The organism is uncultured Pseudomonas sp., from assembly GCF_913774235.1.
Classification (GTDB): Bacteria; Pseudomonadota; Gammaproteobacteria; order Pseudomonadales; family Pseudomonadaceae; genus Chryseomonas.
The window spans coordinates 13,577-28,575 of the sequence record NZ_CAJYDW010000002.1 but is presented as its reverse complement, the minus strand read 5'-3'; the positions used below and the strand labels follow the sequence as shown (position 1 = coordinate 28,575).

Here is a 14,999-nt window from a genome sequence, read left to right as displayed (position 1 = left end):
CTGAATGACAGGACCCCGAACGTCTAGAAGCTGTAGCTGACCGTCGCGGTCACGTTGCGCTCCTCCCCGAAGTAGCAGAAGTCCAGGCTGTAGCAGGACGCCACGTAATCCTTGCCCATGAGGTTGTTGGCATTGAGCCGTGCGGTGAGCCCCGGTAGGCCCAGTCGGCTGAAGTCGTAGGCGAGCATGGCGTCCACCAGAGTATAGGCCGGCACCTTGAGTGTGTTGGCCTTGTCCGCCCAACTGGTGCCCACGTAACGCGCGCCGGCACCGACGCTGAAGCCCGCCAGCGGCCCCGCCAACTCGTACTGCCCCCACAGCGACGCCTGGTGCCGTGGCGCCTGGTTCGGCGTGTTGCCCTGGGTGCCGTCCAGCGCCTGGGTGTATTCGATGGCGGTTAAGGTGTAGCTACCCAGAAGCTTCAGGCGCTCGGCCAGTTGCAGGTGCCCCTCCAGCTCCAGCCCGCGCGAGCGGATTTCGCCCACCGAGGTGTAGAAGTTGTCCTGGGGCAACTTGGTCGCCACGTTTTCCTGGGTGATGTGGAACAGCGAGGCGGTGTAGAAGCTGGCGCTACCTGGCGGCTGGTACTTCAGGCCCAGCTCCCACTGCTTGCCCTCGGTGGGCTCCAGCGGATTGCCCGCGGCGTCGTTGTAGGCGTTGGGATTGAAGGACGTGGAATAGCTCAGGTAGGGCGCCAAGCCGTTGTCGAACAGATAGAGCACCCCGGCACGCCCGCTGGCCTGACCACGGCGCTCGCTGCTGCGTGAGCCGTTGCTGCGGTCTTCGATGCCGATCTCTACCCAGTCCTGGCGCAAGCCCAGGGAGAAGCGCCAACGATCCAATTCGATCAGATCCTGCAGGTAGACACCGGTCTGCTGCAGCTCACGGCGGTACTCGCTGCCGGGGTAGATGGTCACCTGGCCGCCATAGCTCGGCTCGAAGGCATCCAGCGGGTCGGCGGTACCGCTGGGCCAGTCGACGTGGGTCCAGCGGCGCTGGTAATCCAGGCCGGCCAGCAGGGTATGGCGGCTGCCAGCCCAGTCGAAGTCCGCCTGCACCAGGTTGTCCAGGGTATAGGCGTGCAGATTCTCGCGGCCGCCGGAGTAGTAGCGATTGAGCAGGTCGCTGTCGCCGATATAGCCGTAGCCATAGACCTGCTCCAACTCGACTCGCGACTTGGCATAGCGGAAATTCTGCCGCGCGCTCCAGACGTCGTTGAACCTGTGCTCGAACTGATAGCCGACCATCTGCTGGGTCCGCTCGAATTTGTCGTGGTCCGGCTCGCCGTCGAAGAAGTGGTTGCTGATATAGCGGCCATTGCGGCGATAGAGGCTGCCCTCGGCCGGCACCCCGCTGTGATAGCCGCCGTCCGGATCCTTCTGCAGATAGGCCTGCAGGGTCAGGGTGGTGGCGTCGCTCAGGTCGATGGCCAGGCTCGGCGCCAGGGCATAGCGCTCCTCCTCCACATGATCGAACTGGGTGTCGCTGTGCTGCGCCAGACCCACCAGGCGATAGGCAATATGTCCCTCCTCGTCCAGCAGTCCGCCAAAATCGAAGCCGGCGCCGCGCTGGCCGAGATTGCCCAGGGTGGCCTGGATCTGGTGATAGGGCTGGTACAGCGGCTTCTTGCTGGTCAGGGCCACCAGACCGCCCGGCAGGCTACGGCCATAGAGCACCGACGCCGGTCCCTTCACCACATCGATGCGCTCGAGGAAATAGGGATCGACCTGCAGCGAGCTGAAGGTGCCGCTGTCGCCCATGGTCTTGAGCCCGTCGAGAAAGACGTTGTCGACGCTGTTGTCGGCGAAACCGCGCATCACCACGTAGTCGTAGCGATTGGACGCCCCGACTTGCCCGGTGAAGATCCCCGGGGTGTACCTCATGGCCTGCTGCACGGTCTTGGCACCCTGGTCGTCGATCTGCTCGCGGGTCACCACCGAGACCGACTGGGAGGTTTCCAGCAGCGACTTGCTGGTCTTGGTGGCTACGTCGCTATGGGTCGCCAGGTAGCCATCGGTCTCGCCCAGGGCATTGCCCAGGGCGAAGCCGGTCACTGTGGTGTCGCTCAGGGAAGTCACCCCGCTCGCGGGTATGGCTTCCAGGCGATAGCTGTCATCGGCCTGGCGCACCGCCCGCAAACCACTGCCTTGGAGAATCTGCTGGAAGCCCTCGGCCGGCGTGTAGCGGCCCTGCAAGCCAGGACTGCGGCGGTCCTCCAGCCCCTGGGCCGATGCGGATAACAGCACGCCGCTCTGGGCCGCGAAGGTGCTCAGCACCCTGGCCAGACTGCCCGCCTCGATGCGGTATTCCTGGACACTGGGCGCGGCCTGCACCAGCGGCGCAACCACGCCGGCGATGCCCAGCGGCACCGCCAGGGCGAAGGCACGCGCCGCACGGCGCAGGGGATGAAGAGCGAAACGAGAATGGCGCTGCATGGAAGCCTCGAATGATGGATCGTTTCCCCCAAGGCCCCGCGAGAGCGCCAAAGGGGAACCGCCCGCGCCATTTTTTTCAGGCAGGCACGATCTGCACCCACCAGGGCAGGCGTCGTTCCACCCGCACCGGGAGGCTGTCGGCCAGGGCTGCCAGGGCCCGGTCGGTGTCGTCAAGTGGATAGCTGCCCACCACCCGCAGCTGGGCCACCATGGCGGTGCAGGTCAGCAATCCCGGGCGATAGCGCGCGAGTTCAGCCACCAAGGCACCCAACGACCAGTCATCCACCACCAGCCGTCCCTGGCGCCACAGTTGGCGACCGGGATCGACCCGGCCCAAGGGACGCACCGCGGTCGCCGTCATCAAGGCCCGCTGCCCCTGGGCCAGGGTCCGGGAGCGCGTCTGCTGGGGAAAGAGTTCGACCGACCCGGTGTAGGAGGCGATCTCCACCCCCTCATCACGCCTGCGCACCTCGCAGCAGCCCAGACCCAGCCGCAATTGGCCGACTCCCGTCTCCAGTTGCAAGATCGCCGCGCCGTGGTTCTCGAAGGCAGCCCCGCCACGCAGCAGACGCCACTGCGCGGACGACCCCATCCGTGCCAATTGACTATCGGTATCGAGCCAGACGCTCAGGCCCTCTGCCAGCTCGAAGGCGCGAATTTCCCCGACCGCGGTACTCAGCTCGGCGCCTTGCCCCAGCCGCCAGTCATCCGCGCGATTCCAGCCCAGTGCCAGTCCACCCAGCGCCAGACTGAGCACCTTGAGTGCCCGGCGCCGTCCCAAGGCGTCACGCCGCGCCAGCACGGCGCGTCCGGACGCCGGCAGCGCACTGAAGCGCGCGCTGATCTCCTCGACCCGCGCCCAGGCCACGGCGTGCCGGGTATCGGCCTGCAACCAACGCTGCCAGGCCCGCTCGGTGGCCGGGTCCACCTCGTCGGCGGCCAGCTCGGCGAACCACTGGGCAGCCTCCTCCAAGGGATTGCTCCGGTCACGACTCAGGACGCTCAAGACACCAGTTCCAGGCAATGTAGCATGGCCTGGGCCATGTACTTCTTCACCATCCGCTCCGACACACCCAGCCGCTGGGCGATGACGGCGTAGGTAAGGCCTTCGAGTTGCGCCAGCAGAAAGGCCTGGCGTACCCGCGCGGGTAGCCGGTCGAGCAGCGCATCGAGTTCGGTGAGGGTTTCCAGGATAAGCGCCTGGTCTTCCGGTGAGGGCTGGACCTCTTCCGGGCGGGCGGCCAGGGCCTCCAGATAGGCACGCTCCAGTGCCTGGCGCCGCCAGTGATTGGCCAGCAGGCCCTGGGCGACGGTAGCCAGGAAGGCGCGAGGTTCACGCAGTCGCTCCAGCTCCCCTTCCCGGGCCAGCAACCGGACGAAGGTGTCCTGGGCCAGGTCGGCCGCCTGCCCCAGGCACCCTAGCCGGCGCTGCAAGCGCTCGCGCAGCCAGCCGTGGTGGTCCAGGTAAAGGGTCCGAATATGTCCGTATCGGTCGGACTCGAGCGTCTGCATCACCATCCCCGGAAGCTACTGATTCTCGGAAATGATAATGCTTCTCGATCACAAGATACAGCCCAGGCTGCCCCCCCTGAGAAGGTAGCTTGCTGTCCCCTCTCCCCGTGACCTGCCGGCGCGTGAGCACAGCGAAGCGTCCGGATGCCTGTTCAAACCAGAGGTACGTAGATATCCGTCTGCCAGCGCTCCTGGGGTGTTTCCGGATAGACGCTCAGGTAATGGAAGAACAGTGGTGCGTCGCGTAACTCCTCACCACTGCCCGGCAGCCAGTCGCGATAGAGCGGGTAGATGCTCTCGTCGATACGATCGGTCGAACCTTGGTGGCGGACCACGGCATAGCGGCCGCCGGCGATGAGCAGTTCCCGTACCCCCTGGGGATTGGGCCGGACGTCTTCGCTGATCTCGCCGCCGATGGCGAAGCGAAAGTCTTCGGCGGGCGTCGTATCGGGATTGCCGAAGGGAATCCCGAAGGAACGGCTGGTCGCCACCGGCGACTGGCCACTGCGCTTGCGCCAGTCGATGAAGATGCGCACGCTCTCCTCGACGTTCTGACGCGGTCCGCGATGTTCGAAGGCAGCGATCCTGACGGCAGTGAATTCCACTAGACGTATGTGCATGACGAGGCTCCTGGATAGTCGGGGGATGTCGAACACCCGATGCCAGGGCCGCCAATCGGGCGCCTGGCGGAAGCGTCGCGGCGCCTGACCGAAAAGCCGGCGGAACGCCCGGGTGAAGGCTTCAGGGCTTTCGAAGCCGGCCTCCAGCGCCACCTCCAGCACGGGGCGGCGCTTGGCCGCAAGCAGGCTCAACCCGGCACGCCGCAGGCGCAGCAGTTGCACGTAGCGGGCAACCGGCATCCCCAGGTAGGCGGTGAACTGCCGATGGAAGTGAAAGGCGGAGAAAGCGGCCACCTCACTCAGGGCCGTTACCGACAGGTCACCCTCCAGATTCGCCTCGATGTAGGCCAGAACCCGGTCGAAACGCTGGGGATAGGTGGAGGTGCGCGAAGACGTGACGGGCAGATCCATGGGGGGTTGGCCTGGTGTGGTTCGACCACGTCAGGATCACCCGTTCCGGGTGACGATACCTGGCCGTCCTTGCGCAATGGCCAACCGCTGGCGCGTCCAGGGCCCAGTGGCCTAGAGACTGATCGGCTTGCGTCCGGCGAAGGCGTGGGTCAGGGTGCCGCCATCGACCAGATCCAACTCGCCACCCAGCGGCACACCATGGGCGATACGGGAGATGGTCAGGCCCCTGGGCGCCAGCAACTGGGCGATGTAATAGGCGGTCGCCTCGCCCTCCACCGTGGGATTGGTGGCGATGATCATCTCCTGGAAGTTGCCCTCGCTGACCCGCCGCTCGAGTTCCGGCACGCCGATGGCGTCCGGACCCAGGCCGTCGATGGGCGACAGATGCCCCTTGAGCACGAAGTAGCGTCCGCGATAGCCGGTCTGCTCCACGGCAAAGACGTCCATGGGGCCTTCCACCACGCAGAGAATGCTGTCGTCACGGCGGCTATCGGCGCAGAAGCCGCAGATCTCGTCTTCGCTCAGGGTGCGGCACTGGCGGCAGTAACCCACCCCTTCCATGGCAGCACTCAGGGCACTGGCCAGGCGCAGGCCACTCTGGCGTTCGCGTTCCAGCAGTTGCAGGGCCATACGCTGAGCGGACTTCTGGCCGACACCGGGCAGGACCCGGAGCGCATCGATCAATTGGCGAATCAGGGGACTGAAGCTCATGGACTACCGTACTGGAAGGCGGGAGAAACGGGTGCCCGCTGGACACCCGTAGCTGAAGCAGCTTAGAAGGGCATCTTGAAGCCGGGCGGCAGCTGCATCCCGGCGGTCATGCCGGACATCTTGTCCTGGCTGTTCTGCTCGATCTTGCGTACGGCGTCGTTCACCGCGGCGGCGATCAGGTCCTCGAGGATTTCCTTGTCTTCCTGCATCAGGCTGTCGTCCAGGCTGACGCGCTTGACGTCGTGTCGGCCGGTCATGACGACGCTGACCAGGCCGGCGCCGGATTGACCGGTCACCTCGGCGTTCGCCAGCTCTTCCTGCATCTTCTGCATCTTTTCCTGCATCTGCTGGGCCTGCTTCATCAGGCCGGCCATGCCACCTTTCATCATGTCTGCTACCTCGAACTATGAATGGAAAACCGGTCAGGCTTGGGTGTCGACCGGCTCGATGGTACCCGCGCGCACCGTGGCGGCGAACTGTTGCATCATCTGGCGGATGAGCGGGTCGTCCTGAATGGACTGCTCCGCCTGCCGCTGACGCTCCGCCCGGCGCCGAGCGGCGGCCTGGGCGGGTGTTTCCTGCTCCGGCGTCTGGATGGTCACCTGGAGCGTGATGGTCCGGCCCTGCTGCTGGTTCAGGGCGTCGTTGAGGCGGCGCTGCTGGTTGGCGTTGAACAGGGCACTCTGCGCCGGGTCCAGGTGCAGGTGCCAGTGATCGCCGTCCAGCGCCACCAGGGTGCAGTTGGCGGCGATGCTGGCCGTCAGGCCGCCCAGCTTCAATTCCGGGAACAACGCCAGCCAATCGGCCGCGAGGCCGGTGGCCGGCTGCACGGCAGGCGCCGGGGCCGCCGCGATCTCCTCGGCGGCCGGTTCACCGAGGCTATCGAGATAGTCGTCCAGCCCCACCTCGTAGTAATCCTCGGCCGGCGGCGGCTCTTCGTCGCCGTCCAGGTCGTCACCGGAGGTGTCCGCCGGCAACTCGGCGATCACCGTGGCTTCAGGCGTCGCCTCGACCTGGGGGGTCGGCAGCGCCTGGGATGCTACCGGCGCAGCAACCGCCTCGACCGGAGCCGGAGCCGGAGCCGGAGCCGGAGCCGCCTTGACCGCCACGGACGCAGGTTCCTCCCAGGGGAGATCCACCGGCTCTTCTACAGGGGTGGTATTACTCGACGCTGGCGCTGCTGGCACCGGCGCAGGTGCCGCCTCTGGAGCAGGTGCCGCCGCTGGCGCAGGAAGGGGCGCAGGCGCCGCCGGCCGGGGAACCGCCGCGGCCACCGGACGCTGGTCGGAGTCAGCCGTGGCCGGGCTGGCTCCCGTCATCTTTAAGGCCGGTCGCTCGGGAATCGCCGCACCCGCCGGCCGGAAGGCCAACATCCGCAGCAAGACCATCTCGAAGCCGTGCCGCGGGTCCGGGGCCAGCGGCAAATCACGCCGGCCGACCAGACCCAGCTGGTAGTAGTACTGAACGTCCTCGGCCGGCAGCGACTGCGCCAGGGTCAGGACGCGTTCGCGATCGCCCTGGCCATTGTCCACTGCATCGGGCAGCACCTGGGCGATGGCCACCCGGTGCAGCACGTTGAGCAATTCGGCCAATACGCCGCTCCAGTCGGGCCCCTGCTCCGCCAGATGACGCACCGCATCCAGCACGGCGCGGCCATCGCCTTCCAGCAGGGCCTGGAGGACGTCATAGACCTGGCCATGGTCGAGGGTACCGAGCATGGCGCGCACGTCGGCGGCCAGCACCTTGCCCTCGCCGAAGGCGATCGCCTGGTCGGTCAGGCTCATGGCATCGCGCATGGAACCATCGGCGGCGCGACCCAGCAGCCAGAGAGCGTCGTCTTCGAAGGGAATGCTTTCCGCGGCGAGCACCTGCTGCAGGTGCGCGACCACCCGCTCCGGCGGCATGTTCTTCAGGGCGAACTGCAGGCAACGCGAGAGGATGGTGACCGGTAGCTTCTGCGGATCGGTGGTAGCGAGCAGGAACTTGACGTGGGGCGGCGGCTCTTCCAGCGTCTTCAGCAGGGCGTTGAAGCTGTGGGTGGAGAGCATGTGCACCTCGTCGATGAGGTACACCTTGTAGCGACCGCGGGACGGCGCGTACTGCACGTTCTCCAGCAGCTCACGGGTGTCTTCCACCTTGGTACGGCTGGCGGCGTCCACCTCGATGAGGTCGACGAAGCGCCCCTCGTCAATCTCGCGGCACACCGAGCAGGTGCCACAGGGAGTGGAGCTGATACCGGTCTCGCAGTTCAGGCACTTGGCCAGGATCCGCGCGATGGTGGTCTTGCCCACTCCGCGGGTGCCGGTGAAAAGATAGGCGTGGTGCAGCCGCTCGTTGTCCAGCGCATTGATCAGCGCCTTGAGCACATGGGTCTGGCCGACCATTTCGCGGAACGACCGCGGGCGCCATTTGCGCGCAAGAACCTGGTAACTCATCGAGACCTGATCGGGAGAAGACGGGAAGGGAGCACATGCTAACGAAGAGGTGCGTTTAATGCACCCCGCATGCTCAACCGCCAGGCCGTATGACGGGCCGGCATTACCTCCCTAAGTGGAGGCGGCGATCAGACCTTTCAAGCGATCGGCGCCGGAAACCACGGCCGTCGGAGCACGCTCAGGCGCGCAGGCAGCGGTCTTCGCCATCGGCCAGCACCACGCTGGCGACATAGGCCGCCAAAGCGTCCAGTTGGACCCGCAGGCTCGCCACGGTGGCGTTCATCTTGAAGGGATTGCAGGCATCGTCGTTGCTCAGGTCGAGCTTGAGCAGCAACAGGGGCTCGGTGGGATGATAGATCTGGGCGACCAGCATGGCGTCGGGCGCGTGCCGGCAGGTGATGCGATAGGGATGCAAACCGAGGCTGAGTGCGCGTCCCGCGCTTTCGAGTCCGTTCTTCACGATGAGTCCTTGGACATCAGTCCATAAGTGAGAATGCGACTCGAATGATGGCATGAAGCCACGAAGCAAACAGTGCACCGCATCACGATTAACTCGTGAGGGGGTTAACGGAAGAACAGCACTGGAGGGAAAGAAAAACGCGGAAAAAAAGCGGAGGGTAGAAATGGAGGTGGCCCCGCCAGCCACACCCCGGCACACGACATCACCGCTGCGGCTGCTCCCTTCCGGGCCTGACCGGGGTCGCATGCAAGCATGCTGCTGGGCTGGGACACCAGCAATGACGGGGCTTTGCGCTTTTTGGGGCTCTCTTCCTTTATAAGCTGCTCGATGACCATTCTGTAGGTGATGGCCTTGTCACACATCGGTGTCACACAGGCTTGTCACACATGTTCGTTATTCGCAGAGGGTCAACCTACTACCTGAACGTTCGTCTAGGGAGTCAACACCTTCGATTGAGCTTAGGGATACAAGAACGAAGGGCCGCGATCTTCAAGGCCACAGCGATAGTTCAGAGGATCGATGAGCATCGGACTGCTCACCCCGAAGCCACCTACAGTGAGCTACACGGATTGTGTCGATGTTTGGTGCGGACGGAGAGACTCGAATTCCCACCCTCCTCCCCTTCTCTGCCTTCAGACAGCTTCCTGCTCCCGGCTAAAGCAAAGGGGCCTCTGCTGAGTAGGCTAGCCAAGCAATACGTTGATGAAGGGAAACAGGGGGCTTGGAGGCAGGGGCAGATTGCTGATGTCGAACGCACCATCCACGATTTCTTTGCCCTGATGGGGGATATGCCTATAGAAGCATTTGACCAGCAACAGGCACGGACGCTGAAGCAAAGGCTATGTCGGTGCCCTAGCTACTATGGCCTCAGACCTGAATTCAAAGGCAAAACGCTGCTGGAGATTGTCGAGTCAGGGGGCCAGTACGAGGCCATCACCCCAGTGACGATCAATAACCGGCTACGAAAGCTCACCTCTTGGATGAATTGGTGCGTTTCGAACGGATACCTTCAGGCAAACCCTCTTAGCGGAATGAAGGTGATGGAAGCGTCAGCCAAGGATGCTCGCCTACCCTTCGATCAACGCGACATCGCTGCCCTCCTCAACCAAGCCTCTTTGATAAAGGAAGCTAGGAAGAACCCTTGGAGGTATTGGCTGCCTCTCTTGGCACGAGCCACAGGGGCACGCCTGGAGGAGCTAGCTCAGCTCTATCTAGATGACGTTGTAGAAGAGCAAGGCATCTTGTGTATCAAGATCGATGACACTCGCCCAGACCAAAAGCTCAAAAATCCTTCAAGCAGGCGAATTATTCCAATTCACAAAGAACTTATAGAACTAGGATTAATTGAGTACATAAACAATTTAAAAGAAAAAGGAGAACAAAGGTTATGGCCGGAACTTAAACAAATTAGAGATAGATATGGTTATGCGGCATCCAAATGGTTTGGAACTTATAGACATAAACGAAATATATCTGATTCTAGAAAAACATTTCATAGTTTCAGACATTCATTTATAGATGACCTAAGAAACCATGGAATTGAGGATAGCCTGCTAAAAGACCTAGTTGGTCATGGAGACCATGGCGTCACGTTCGCCGTGTACGGCAAGCGTAGATTCATTGAGCGCATGCAAGAAGCCGTGAACACCCTAAAACTGGGTTAGCCTCTAAAATCGCGTACAAGGCCCGCTGAGGGCCACCCGCTACCATGCCCCTACTTTCTGGAGAACGCATTGTATAAAAGGTTTTAGGCGCTTTATACAACGCATCTAAAGCCAGTCCTGGGAGAGAATAAGATAAATTGACGAGGGCTTAAGTTAAAACAAGCTGCTTCAGACAATCGGTATCAGAATAGCTTGACAGACTTTAGAACACTCGTTATTTTTATTCTTCTAATTAATATAATAATTAAAGAGATAATACTAATAATAAAAGAATATACCAATATCTAAGTAATATTCTTATTAATATCTTTATTAAATTCCATATATCTACTAATTAATCTACTAAATAAATACATTACTTAATATCTAAGCGATGTGTATTTCTACGTCTAAAATAAATATAAGGATACACTATGAATCAATCGACTCCTGATATCGTTACCAAGTCAGACCAATGGATAGAAGTTTATGAGGCTACCTCCATTCCTCAGGGCGCTGCTCTCACCCTCTACAACAAATCGTGTGCTGAGATTCTATTCTGGGTCGACGCAACTCCGCCAACGAGTGACAGCAACAATGGTTTCCCGTTGCCCAAGGGTCAGCCCTTCGAAATTACCGCTAGCTCAGGCCCTCTCAAGCTCTACTTGAAAGGTGGTGGCCCTGTCGCTGTACTGCGAAAGTAAAATATTTTAACTATTTTAGGTCAACCCTCTTGACATATACAGATTGTGTGATAGAGTGGTAGCTATCAGATTTTTCTGATTTCTCTCGGCCACTCGATTATCTCCGATTAGCCCACGGCACTCTCTCTGAGAGTTTTCGTCGTGGGCATTTTTCAGTCCAGATAATTTTACTGTGTCACTTAAATTTAAATTTCACCTAACCGAAGGAGGCCTAACTGTGGCTGTAGTAATTCGTCAGTGCATCATCTGTGGTGCAGACATTGAAACTAAAAGATTCACCCGTAAGACCTGTTCCGACCGTTGCCGCACAAAGCTACGTCGATCTAGAAACACAACATATGAGTTGATTAAGTGATAGTCCATGCACATTCCTTGTGCACGTACCATGCACACATACTATGCACGTAGAGCCTTCTCCATGCACATTCCTTGTGCACGTACCATGCACAATCCTTGTGCAGTAGTAATACTGATTACTAACACTGATAAAGAAATAATACTAAATACTAATACTGATAAGAGAAAAAGGTAAAGAAGCCGTGTAGAAATTTATAGAGTTTCAAGGAGATCTATCTGGACACTCCTAAATCTGTGTTGGCACATTATCTGTATCAACTAATCTGGGAGGATTAACTATGATTTTATCTGGAGTACATTATGACAAACGAAGACAAACAAAAGAATGTAGAGCAATTCCTTCAAGTACCTAAGAATATTCTTAAGGCCAAATATTATCTCAGCCTGTCAACTGGAAAAGCTGTAGATATAGACCTCACTTCCAAATCCGTCTATTCATGGATGAAAGATAGATTTACCTTCTTCACCAAGGACAATGGGCAGTATTATGACAGTCAGTCTGACGTTGCTGATGCTTTAGGGCTCCATCGAAACACTGTTGGCAAGATCATTGCCAAGTTTCTAGAGCATGGAATTTTTGTAGTGGAAAAGAGAAAGAACGGGAGGTTTGAGAACAACGTCTACGTACAGATTCATTCCCTGACATTAGTTGATGCTCCTAAAGCCTCTCAGAAGGCGCCTAAGAGCGTCTCTCCTATTACCCTACACCCATGCCAGGGGTTAGAGGAGATCGTTGAATCTAAGGCCCCTCTGGAGCTTTATAGCGAGTCTGTAGCAGTGATTGAGGAAAATGATTGGGAAGGAGAATCTGAAGTTGTGTTTATAGAGCATGCTCCAGTACCTATCCCGGCTCCTGCTTCTGTCAGAGACCCATCGAAGGTTTATGCTGGCGATTACTTCTCAGACTATCCAGCGAAGTTTTATAAGATAACTGGCCAGCACTCCGACGAGTTTTTAGCTTGGCTGGATGGGAAAGGTGGAGTGATCGTTGATAACTTCCACTTCACTCTAGGCGGTATCGAATACTTCATTCCGTATGATCCAGCCTGGAAACTACAGGACGCCATATAAAGCGCTTTAAGGGCCTTCAAAGCCTACCCCAGTACCATCGCATTACCTTACCCCTAAAAACCTCACAGAGAGGCTTGTAGAGCGTTTTTAACGTATCTCTAGCGTTATTCTGTGCCTTGATAAATAAACAAGAGGAAATTAACTATGAAAATCATTTTCGAAAGGTATCACTGGCTCCTTGATAGAGCCAGGGCAAACGACACTAGCGCCCAAGCTTTGTGCAATAGGCTCATCAGCTTGGTCGCCATGCACTATGACGGATTGCTTGATGATGACGAGTTCATCGAGTGCCTAACAGACGTACTAGAAGATAAATAAAGAATCTGAGATTTGAGCGCCTGTATCTCCATATCTTTGGAATACAGGGCCTTCCTCAAACTATCAATCTCCCGCTTCGCATCCGCCATGCTCCCAACGATTGCCTCAAAATTTCTTTGAGCTTGGTGCTCTGGAAGCACTGGCAGGAAGCGATTGGCTAGCGCTGTGCCTGACGTATGGCAGGTGATCTTGTACTGAGTCCAAGCCATCAGCTCGCCTCTGAGGCGCTTCACCTCTGCCCTCATCTCGTCATGCTGGGCCAGGAGCTTGAGGCCATCCCTTTGATACCGAGCGATCAACTCATGAGCAAAGGAAAGCTCGTCGTTGAGCAGGTCGATGGCGTTCTTTGCATACCGCAACTGACAGGGCTGGAAAAGCTCCTGCTGGTGCTCGAAGGTGTCCAGGTCTTCAGAGTGGTCAGAGAAGCGGTGCATGGCTGAAGCGTCCTACAGATACTGTCTATGCGTACAGTAGTGGCAGAATGCTCAGCCAGCAAGCTCAGGGGCGACGGACGGCGCATCCGATTAGCGCTCTACTCAAACACATGTTTCAACCAAGGCCCCGTAGCGGACTGGAAGAATTCCTTAGCGGTAATTTGCTCGGCAAGGCTAAGGATTACGAGAAGAAACATAAGCGCACCATAGTTGAATATGAATCTCAAATACCATGGCTTACCTGACGCAATTACAATTGATGCTATGAAGCCAGTTAATCCCCAATAGAATTGCAGGGAAAAGGCGTAAAATCGAAAATCAGGAGATTTGAGCGATAGGACCATCATCACTGTGGAAAGAGATGACGCCATTAGAATGCTCACTCTAACTGAAAGTTGACCCCCACTTAAAAGCGCACACATCCAGATATGCGTTAAAAACAAAACCACACTCAACCCACTTATGGAAATACAGAACAGTATTAGCTTACTGAGGTCGTAATTTTGGACGATATCGGGCCTGTAAGTAAACAAAACAAGGAAGCCTGGGCAAACGCACGAAAATCCAAGCAGCAAATAAAATCCTACATCCGCCCCTTTCGACTCTTCTAATAACTGCCCTATCTTATCTACATCCATTTCGACCTATCCTTACGTTTACGCAATAAAATCAAGCCACCTTATGGGGTAGTATAGCTCACACCTTTATCGTTTAACACAGAGGCTCTTAGAGCGTTTTAAATACATCTATGGCGTGGTCTCTCGCCCACCCTCAACTAAATATGGAGAACCACCAATGACACACAGAGAATGGATAGCAGCAATTGCTAAAAAACTGAATTTAAGCACAATTGAAGTTGAAGATAGATTGTTGAAAGCCTATCACACAATGCCAGAGGACCAGTTGTCCCTGTATGTACGAATGTTGGAAAGCGGAATACCCGATGAGAGTGCATGGACAAGAGACGACCACAACCTAGTGGCCTCGCAATTTGGAGGGTGGAGAAAACCTGTGATATGTGCTATCTATCAGAATTTTGGGAATAAGAGTTTGTAAAGCATGCCTGGAGCAGATTGGGTAAGTGCAATTGCAACTGTGGTGGCTGCCGTCGCTGCTGTGGTAGCGCTAGGAGTATCACTGTTTGCTCTAGCATGGGCGAAGGCTTCTGCTGAAGCTGCGCAGAGAGCCAATAACATTCAACTACACACATACCGCAGAGAATTATTTATTGCCTTTCAGCAGCTCTTCATAAATTTTCAAATGAGTAACCATTTAATAACCAAGGATCAAGTCATAGGATTTCATGAGCACTCACGCACACTTTATCTATATGTGAATGACTCATTGGCTAAGGACATAGAGGAGTTTTATAAAAAATGCTTAGAAATCTCCAATATAAACTTTAGCCTAACCTTTATATCTTCTGAAATGCAAAAACTTAGAGCGCAAGGATATATAGATGAAGAATATAAGTCGCTACATGAAGATCTCAAAGAATATAAAAGCAAGCAATACTCGCTAGCATCTAAAGCAACAATGCTAGGCAACCCTACTTATCAAGCGCTCAAAGAAGAAATTAGATTAGACAAAATACCACAGACCCCCTGGCAGCGTTTTAAAGATCTCTATAACAAACGCTTTGACTGGGGCGATGAAGAGGAACAAGAATGAGTATTTTCATTACTGAAAGGGATGATGAGAGGGTTAAGCTAATTCCTCAAATTACACATTGTTCACTGTTTTCTAAGAATTAAATTAAATAAACTCAGTATTGACACAGGCTAGAGGGATTTAGCATGCTTCAAATAACAATAAATTATCAATTATTATTGCGATTGCTAATGTGTCCAAACACTCCCTACATGCTGTTGGTTATTTCAGAAGGTAT

General features: G+C 56.9%; 13 protein-coding genes. 4 read left to right on the top strand and 9 right to left on the bottom strand.

Annotation, left to right across the window (positions count from 1 at the left end; translation table 11 throughout):
• Positions 1 to 23 precede the first annotated feature (23 nt).
• From QZ471_RS00590 to QZ471_RS00555, 8 genes are all read right to left on the bottom strand, one after another.
• On the bottom strand, positions 24 to 2,435 hold the full coding sequence (locus tag QZ471_RS00590) for a TonB-dependent siderophore receptor (protein ID WP_295460330.1): 2,412 nt from the start codon (positions 2,433 to 2,435) through the stop codon (positions 24 to 26).
• A 76-nt stretch (positions 2,436 to 2,511) separates the two neighbouring features.
• On the bottom strand, positions 2,512 to 3,441 hold the full coding sequence (locus QZ471_RS00585; protein WP_295460329.1) for a DUF4880 domain-containing protein: 930 nt from the start codon (positions 3,439 to 3,441) through the stop codon (positions 2,512 to 2,514).
• Positions 3,438 to 3,953 (bottom strand): sigma-70 family RNA polymerase sigma factor, encoded by a 516-nt coding sequence (locus QZ471_RS00580; protein WP_295460328.1) that lies wholly within the window; start codon positions 3,951 to 3,953, stop codon positions 3,438 to 3,440. The genes QZ471_RS00585 and QZ471_RS00580 overlap by 4 nt, the downstream gene beginning before the upstream one ends.
• Before the next feature lie 146 nt (positions 3,954 to 4,099).
• Positions 4,100 to 4,978, bottom strand: coding sequence for an AraC family transcriptional regulator (locus tag QZ471_RS00575; protein WP_295460327.1), 879 nt, complete (start codon positions 4,976 to 4,978; stop codon positions 4,100 to 4,102).
• A 111-nt stretch (positions 4,979 to 5,089) separates the two neighbouring features.
• Positions 5,090 to 5,689, bottom strand: coding sequence for a recombination mediator RecR (recR, locus tag QZ471_RS00570; protein WP_295460326.1), 600 nt, complete (start codon positions 5,687 to 5,689; stop codon positions 5,090 to 5,092).
• A 62-nt stretch (positions 5,690 to 5,751) separates the two neighbouring features.
• Complete coding sequence (locus QZ471_RS00565) at positions 5,752 to 6,078, bottom strand: YbaB/EbfC family nucleoid-associated protein (protein ID WP_058762856.1); 327 nt, start codon at positions 6,076 to 6,078, stop codon at positions 5,752 to 5,754.
• 33 nt (positions 6,079 to 6,111) lie between these two features.
• Positions 6,112 to 8,124, bottom strand: a complete 2,013-nt coding sequence (gene dnaX, locus QZ471_RS00560; protein WP_295460324.1) for a DNA polymerase III subunit gamma/tau — start codon at positions 8,122 to 8,124, stop codon at positions 6,112 to 6,114.
• Positions 8,125 to 8,302: 178 nt separating this feature from the next.
• Complete coding sequence (locus QZ471_RS00555) at positions 8,303 to 8,584, bottom strand: hypothetical protein (RefSeq protein ID WP_295460323.1); 282 nt, start codon at positions 8,582 to 8,584, stop codon at positions 8,303 to 8,305.
• Between the two features lie 386 nt (positions 8,585 to 8,970).
• Here QZ471_RS00555 and QZ471_RS00550 point away from each other — a divergent pair, with 386 nt between their 5' ends.
• The 3 genes from QZ471_RS00550 to QZ471_RS00545 all read left to right on the top strand — a co-directional run bounded on the left by QZ471_RS00550 (position 8,971) and on the right by QZ471_RS00545 (position 12,359).
• Positions 8,971 to 10,248 (top strand): site-specific integrase, encoded by a 1,278-nt coding sequence (locus QZ471_RS00550; RefSeq protein WP_295460321.1) that lies wholly within the window; start codon positions 8,971 to 8,973, stop codon positions 10,246 to 10,248.
• Between the two features lie 855 nt (positions 10,249 to 11,103).
• Positions 11,104 to 11,286 (top strand): DUF2116 family Zn-ribbon domain-containing protein, encoded by a 183-nt coding sequence (locus QZ471_RS23820; RefSeq protein WP_363286400.1) that lies wholly within the window; start codon positions 11,104 to 11,106, stop codon positions 11,284 to 11,286.
• Between the two features lie 302 nt (positions 11,287 to 11,588).
• Positions 11,589 to 12,359, top strand: coding sequence for a helix-turn-helix domain-containing protein (locus QZ471_RS00545; RefSeq protein ID WP_295460320.1), 771 nt, complete (start codon positions 11,589 to 11,591; stop codon positions 12,357 to 12,359).
• A 251-nt stretch (positions 12,360 to 12,610) separates the two neighbouring features.
• Here the strand turns inward: QZ471_RS00545 and QZ471_RS00540 are convergent, their stop codons facing one another.
• On the bottom strand, positions 12,611 to 13,111 hold the full coding sequence (locus tag QZ471_RS00540) for a hypothetical protein (RefSeq protein WP_295460319.1): 501 nt from the start codon (positions 13,109 to 13,111) through the stop codon (positions 12,611 to 12,613).
• Between the two features lie 1,059 nt (positions 13,112 to 14,170).
• Between QZ471_RS00540 and QZ471_RS00535 the strand changes: the two genes are divergently transcribed.
• Entirely contained in the window at positions 14,171 to 14,782 is a 612-nt protein-coding gene (locus QZ471_RS00535; protein ID WP_295460318.1) for a hypothetical protein, read from the top strand.
• Positions 14,783 to 14,999 lie beyond the last annotated feature (217 nt).